The 6,421-nt window shown below is 46.8% G+C and carries 2 protein-coding genes; both read left to right on the forward strand.

All coding sequences use genetic code 11. The annotated features are described in order from the left end of the window. Positions 1 to 255: 255 nt before the first annotated feature. On the forward strand, positions 256 to 5,046 hold the full coding sequence (locus tag H579_RS27755; protein WP_028300220.1) for a response regulator: 4,791 nt from the start codon (positions 256 to 258) through the stop codon (positions 5,044 to 5,046). Between the two features lie 11 nt (positions 5,047 to 5,057). Next, complete coding sequence (locus H579_RS0107880) at positions 5,058 to 6,227, forward strand: response regulator (protein WP_028300221.1); 1,170 nt, start codon at positions 5,058 to 5,060, stop codon at positions 6,225 to 6,227. The last annotated feature ends 194 nt before the right edge of the window (positions 6,228 to 6,421 follow it).

Below are 6,421 nucleotides of genomic sequence, written 5' to 3' on the forward strand. Positions count from 1 at the left end.
TGTTGTCACACATGCTTCAAAGCAACAGTCACTCAACCGCCTCATTGCCGGCTTGTTCTTAAGCCCGGCCTCAGACCATATAGCTTAAGCCCACAAAAATCTTAAGCCAACAAAAATAAGGTTAAACACGCATCCAGGTCTATATTAGTAAGGGTATATATGCTCTTCAGCCTATTGTTTGACGATAGTGGTATACAACACATGATTTTGTCACAGACCACTAAAACAGCTCTACGAGTCTAAGGAGTCGGCATTATGATTCAAGCAACGTCCCTGCTGGGCAAACTGTCTTTAAGATCAAGAATGGTCTGGACCTTTTCTTTTATGCTACTGATGGGCACTGCGTTTACAGGATTGATTTTTTGGCAGCAGCATCAGGGGCATCTGCTACATAATCAGACGGAAAGTTGCTATCTATCCTTATCTCTGACTGAAAGTTTACGTATCGACCTGTCACAGGCCGACCTATACAGCTTGAAGATTATTACCCTTCAGGACCCACTGGACCGGAAGCATTTTACCCGGGAGTTGCAACAAGCCACCCAGCGTATTCAGAACACCCTATCTGCCGATCTGCAATGCCATACACACTCAGCCCGTCAAATCAAAAATACCCTTGCACAACAGTACAGTCTTTATATGCAGCAGATGGCCCAGTTTATCGCCTTGGCAAATCAGGAGCGCATAGGAGAAGCCCGACAGATCCTGACACGACCTTTGGGCATCCAAATGAACCACCGGCAAGTTTCGGAGTTAGCCGACCAATTGCGGGAGCAGCTGAAGACAAGCAGCGAGCAACTACGTTCTCTGGCCAAAGATACCAGCCAGCGCGCCGAAGTAACGATCCTAATAGTATTTTCCAGCCTGGTGATCATCGGTGCCATACTGGCAAAAATCACTATAAATACAGTTCGCCACCCCATCAAATCGATTCGGGTTATCCTGCAATCCCTCATGACCAAGGAAGCGGTGCCCTCTTCGCTTACTGAAGCAAAATACCCCGATGAAGTAGAGCAAGTGTTGGCCGTTACCCGGGAACTCAGCCATGAACTGAAACAGGTGGAAACACAGCGCTGGATTAAAACCAATATCTCCGAAATCAGTGCCGAACTGCAGCAGATCAGGGAAGCTCAGGAGCTATCGCAATGTTTCCTGACCCGTATCGCCCCTCTGATTCATCTTGGTCAAGGAGTATTCTATCGTTTTGATAGCAACCAAGAGCAACTCTTACTTTTAGGAGGTTACGCCTTTAGAGAAAGAAAGCATCTTCAGCAAACATTAGCCATTGGCGAAGGCCTGATCGGCCAGTGCGCTTTGGAAGGTGAGCCGATTATCCTCACTAATCCCCCCGATGACTATATCAAAATCCGCTCAGGCCTGGGTGAAGCGTCTCCCACTCAAATTGCAGTCTTCCCAGTGATACACAATCATCGCCTTCATGCCGTTATTGAACTGGCCAGTTTCGTGCCCTTTGGCAGCACAGAGCAAACACTGATCGAAGGCTTGCTGCCTATTTTAGCCATGAATCTTGAGATTATTGAGCGCAGCGATAAAACCCAACAGTTACTGGATGAGAGTCGGGAGCAAGCCGAGAAGATGCAGCGTCAGACCGCCCGGCTGGAGGAGCAAACCCTGGAGATGGAAGCCCAGCAGAAAGAGATTAAGCAGGCTGAAGAAAGAAGCCGACTGATCCTGCGCTCGGTCAAAAACGGTGTCGTTGGCCTGGATACCAAAGGCGACATTACTTTTGCAAACCCATCAGCCTATGAGTCTCTGGGGTACGACGAGGCCGAATTTGTCGGTCAGCACTTCCAATCTCTGGTGCATTATGCCGATGTTAAAGGTCATAAACTCACAGCAGAAAGCAGCCTGATTCATCAAACCACACAGGATGGCATCGCCCGAAACAGCGATGAAGAGGTACTTTGGAGCAGAGATGGTCAGGCCATCCCTGTTGAATACTCCACTATGCCAATACTGAGAGGGGATAACTTACTCGGTGCTGTGGTGACCTACAGAGATATCACTGAGCGCAAACAGGCTCAGGAGGCACTGCATAAAGCCGCCGCAGAACAGAGAGCTATTCTGGAGTCTGCAACCATGGCCATCGTCCTGCTGAAGGATAGAGTCGTACAACAAGCCAATAATAAACTGGCAGAGTTGTTTGACCGCCCGATGGAAGAACTGATGGGTAAAAGCACCCGCCAATGGTATCCCGATGAGGAAACATTCGAGCAGATCGGGACCTATGCCTACGGCGAATTGATGAAGGGTAAAGTACATCAGCAGGAAGTGCAGATGGTTAAAGCCGACGGCACACCGTTTTGGTGCCACCTGAGCGGCAAGATGCGTGATGCTTCAGATATATCAAAAGGCACTGTTTGGATGCTGGAGGATATTACCGACCGTAAAGAGTCCGAAGAGAAAATTAATGCCTATTTCGAAAACTCCAGTGATGGCTTAATGGTTCTGTCTCCTGAGCACGGCTTGATCCATGCCAATCACAGGGCCGCAGAGATCTTTGAGTTTGAGGATACAGACAGTCTCTTAAACTATAGGGCAGCAGACCTGTCACCGGAGAAGCAACCAGATGGACGTATATCTGCTGAAGCAGCCAAGAAAGAGATTCAGGCTGCACTCGCTGCTGGAAAAACCCATCAATTTGACTGGCTGCACCTCAGCGCCAAAGGCAAAGAGATTCCCTGTGAAATATCATTGGTACCTATTACATTAAAAAGTAAACCGGCATTGATTGTCAGTGTACGTGATATCACAGAACGTAAAGCTGCTGAGCAGGAAATGTTAAGAGCAAAAGAACTGGCTGAAGAAGCCACTCAGGCGAAGAGTGATTTTCTGGCCAATATGAGCCATGAGATACGCACACCTATGAATGCCATTATCGGCATGTCACATCTGGCTCTGCAAACCGAACTGGCCCCCCGTCAACGTAACTATATTGAAAAAGTCCATCGCGCTGGTGAGAACCTATTGGGCATTATCAATGAGATCCTCGACTTCTCAAAAATTGAAGCGGGCAAAATGACCCTGGAAAGCACAGAGTTCCATCTGGAAGAAGTGATGGACAACCTGGCCAGCTTAATGGCAATAAAAACAGAAGAAAAAGGTCTGGAGCTGCTATTTGATACTCCGGCTGACGTACCTACAGCACTGATTGGTGATCCCTTAAAGCTGGGCCAGATTCTGACAAATCTGGCCAATAATGCCGTCAAATTTACTGAAACCGGAGAAGTGGTGATCTGCGCACATGCTGAAAGCGTAGAGAAAGATAGCGCTATACTGCACTTTGCTGTTAAAGATAGCGGTATTGGTATGACCGAAGAACAACTGAATAAGCTATTTAAAAGTTTCAGTCAGGCTGATGCCTCCACTACTCGGAAATATGGCGGCACAGGACTGGGTTTAGTTATCTCAAAAAACCTGGTCGAAATGATGGACGGCAGAATCTGGGTCGAAAGCGAATACGGTAAGGGCACGGTCTTTCACTTTACCGCCCGGTTTGGTGTCCAGCAGAATCCAGCTCCAAAACGCATGTTTCATGCCGATGAATTGGTGGGCCGGCAAGTGTTGGTTATTGATGATAACGCTGCTGCCAGAGAGATTATTGCTAATCTGATTGAGGGTTTTGGTATGAAAGCCCATACCGTCAGAAGTGGCAAAGAGGCCGAAGCACGGCTAATCAGCAACGAAAGGGAAAGCTTCGATCTATTATTAATTGATTGGAAAATGCCTCAACAAGACGGCGTATCAACACTCGAATCCTTGATCAATCATCAACCCGCTCTGAAATGTCCACCTGCAATTATGATTACTGGATATAGTCGGGATGAGGCCGTTGTTGCTGCCAAAGAGAAGGGAATTCACTTTGCTTCAGTGATCACAAAACCAGTCACGGCCTCAGGATTATTAGAAGCCATTGGACAGGCTCTGAATATCGGTATTTTATCCCACGCACCCAGCCATATTGAAAAACCTACCCCCGCGACAGAGAGCCTGAAAGGTGCGCGGGTTCTCTTGGCTGAAGATAATCCCATGAATCAGGAACTGGCCATAGAGTTACTGCAACAAGTAGGGATCGAGGTCTCTATCGCCAATAACGGACAGGAAGCCGTTGATCAGCTGAAGAATGACACTTGCTATGATCTTATTCTGATGGATTGCCAGATGCCTGTCATGGATGGCTACCAGGCGACAGCACTGATTAGAGATATGCCTGAAGCGATGCATCTACCCATCATCGCCATGACTGCAAATGCCATGACAGGAGATAAAGAGAAAGTACTGGACGCAGGCATGAATGATCACCTGGCCAAACCAATTAACATTGATGTCATGTATGACACTTTAGCCCGCTGGATCAGCCCCGAAAAGGCAGAAACAAAACAGCTTGTTGATGAGGATGAGCTTAAGCAGGAATACCAGGCACTTTGCGATATAGCCAAACTTGATCTGCAGGCGGGTCTCGCAGCAACAAAAAACAATTGCTCCCTCTATCGACGTCTTCTCGTGATGTTCCATAAAAACCAAAAGCACTTTGCCCAGGAGTTCGAGCAAGCCTGTAGCAACAGTGATAACGAATCCGCTACCCGTTTGGCACACACCTTAAAGTCAACCTCTGGCACTATTGGTGCAGCAGAGTTGCAACAGCTGGCCGATGCCTTGGAACAAGCCTGTCTGAGCCATGGCTTTGACAGTGATGTCGTCAGGGAGATATTTCCACAGGTAACGGATGAATTGGGTAGGCTAATAAGAACACTGGAAAACCAGTTTCTAATTCAAACTCATATACATCATATTGAGAATAAATCAGATAAAGAACAGACATCATCAGAGATAACCACTATCTTGCAACAACTAAGAAGCACGTTGGCAGACAGTGATGCCGAAGCGGCAGAACACCTGCTCCAACTCCAACAAGCGTTACCTCAGGAGAAAGTTCAGTGGTGCAGGTCATTATCCAAAGCCGTTGATGAGTATGAATTTGAACAAGCGCTGAACCTGCTCACAGAACTTGAACAACGTCTTTAAAGGAGTATCAAATGATTACGGGAAACAACTGGCTTGAAAAGCCTATTATTCTGGTGGTTGATGACACTCCAGATAACCTGTCACTGATGGCAGGCTTACTCAAAGATCGTTACAAAGTAAAAGTCAGTAATAATGGCTTTAAAGCATTGGATATTGCCAGATCAATGACACCACCGGACTTGATCCTACTAGACATCATGATGCCTGAAATGGATGGCTATGAGGTTTGCCAACAACTCAAAGCCGATCCTAAAACAGCTGGTATCCCAGTCATTTTTCTTACGGCCAAAACAGAGGTATCTGACGAAACCAAAGGGCTGAATCTGGGGGCAGTGGATTATTTAACCAAACCCGTCAATCCCGATATTCTGCTTGCACGGGTTAAAAACCATCTGCAGCTCAAAGCTCAAACTGACTTTCTGAATGATAAAAACGCCTTTTTGGAACAGGAAGTCAGAAGAAGAACGCAAGAGGTGACTATGGTCCAGGATGTCACCATCATGGCGATGGCCTCACTTGCAGAGACCCGTGATTCAGATACGGGCAATCATATCCGACGGACACAATACTATGTCCGGGCTTTAGCTGAGAAGCTCAGGGATGAACCTGAATACACCGAGCTACTGACCGATCAATACATCGACACTTTATTCAAATCAGCACCATTACATGATATCGGGAAAGTCGGCATACCAGACCGTATCTTACTGAAGCCAGGACGCTTCGAGGGTGATGAGTTCGAAATTATGAAGCGACACACAACATTGGGTCGTGATGCCATTCAGCATGCAGAAGATCAGCTGGGCATAGAAGTGGAGTTTTTGAAAACAGCTAAAGAGATTGCCTATTATCACCAGGAAAAATGGGACGGGTCCGGGTACCCCGAAGGCTTATCTGGCACAGATATTCCTCTTTCTGCCAGACTGATGGCGATAGCCGATGTTTACGACGCACTTATCTGCCGCCGAGTTTATAAAGATCCTATGCCTCATGAGAAAGCCATCCGAATTATACAAGAAGGCCGTGGCAACCACTTTGACCCTGTGATAGTTGACCACTTCATGGAAATTCTGGATACATTACAAGCTATTGCGGCCCGCTTTGCCGACTCTGATCAGGAATTAGAAAAGAAAAAAGCTCACCTGGAGCTATTTAAAAACATGGTGACGGAGAATACTTAGACAATACTGTGAATTGTCGGCTCATACTATTCTATCTCTGTTGGGTGTTTCTTTAGTTTTTCATTTTGTATATTTTCCCCATACGAAAAACCCTGACTATTGCTGATCAGGGTTTGCTGTCTTTTCTAAAAAGACTAAACAAGCGCTTGACGATGTCCTACTCTCACATGGGGAGACCCCACACTACCATCGGC

It is taken from the genome of Oceanospirillum beijerinckii DSM 7166 (assembly GCF_000422425.1).
Lineage (GTDB): Bacteria > Pseudomonadota > Gammaproteobacteria > Pseudomonadales > Halomonadaceae > Oceanospirillum > Oceanospirillum beijerinckii.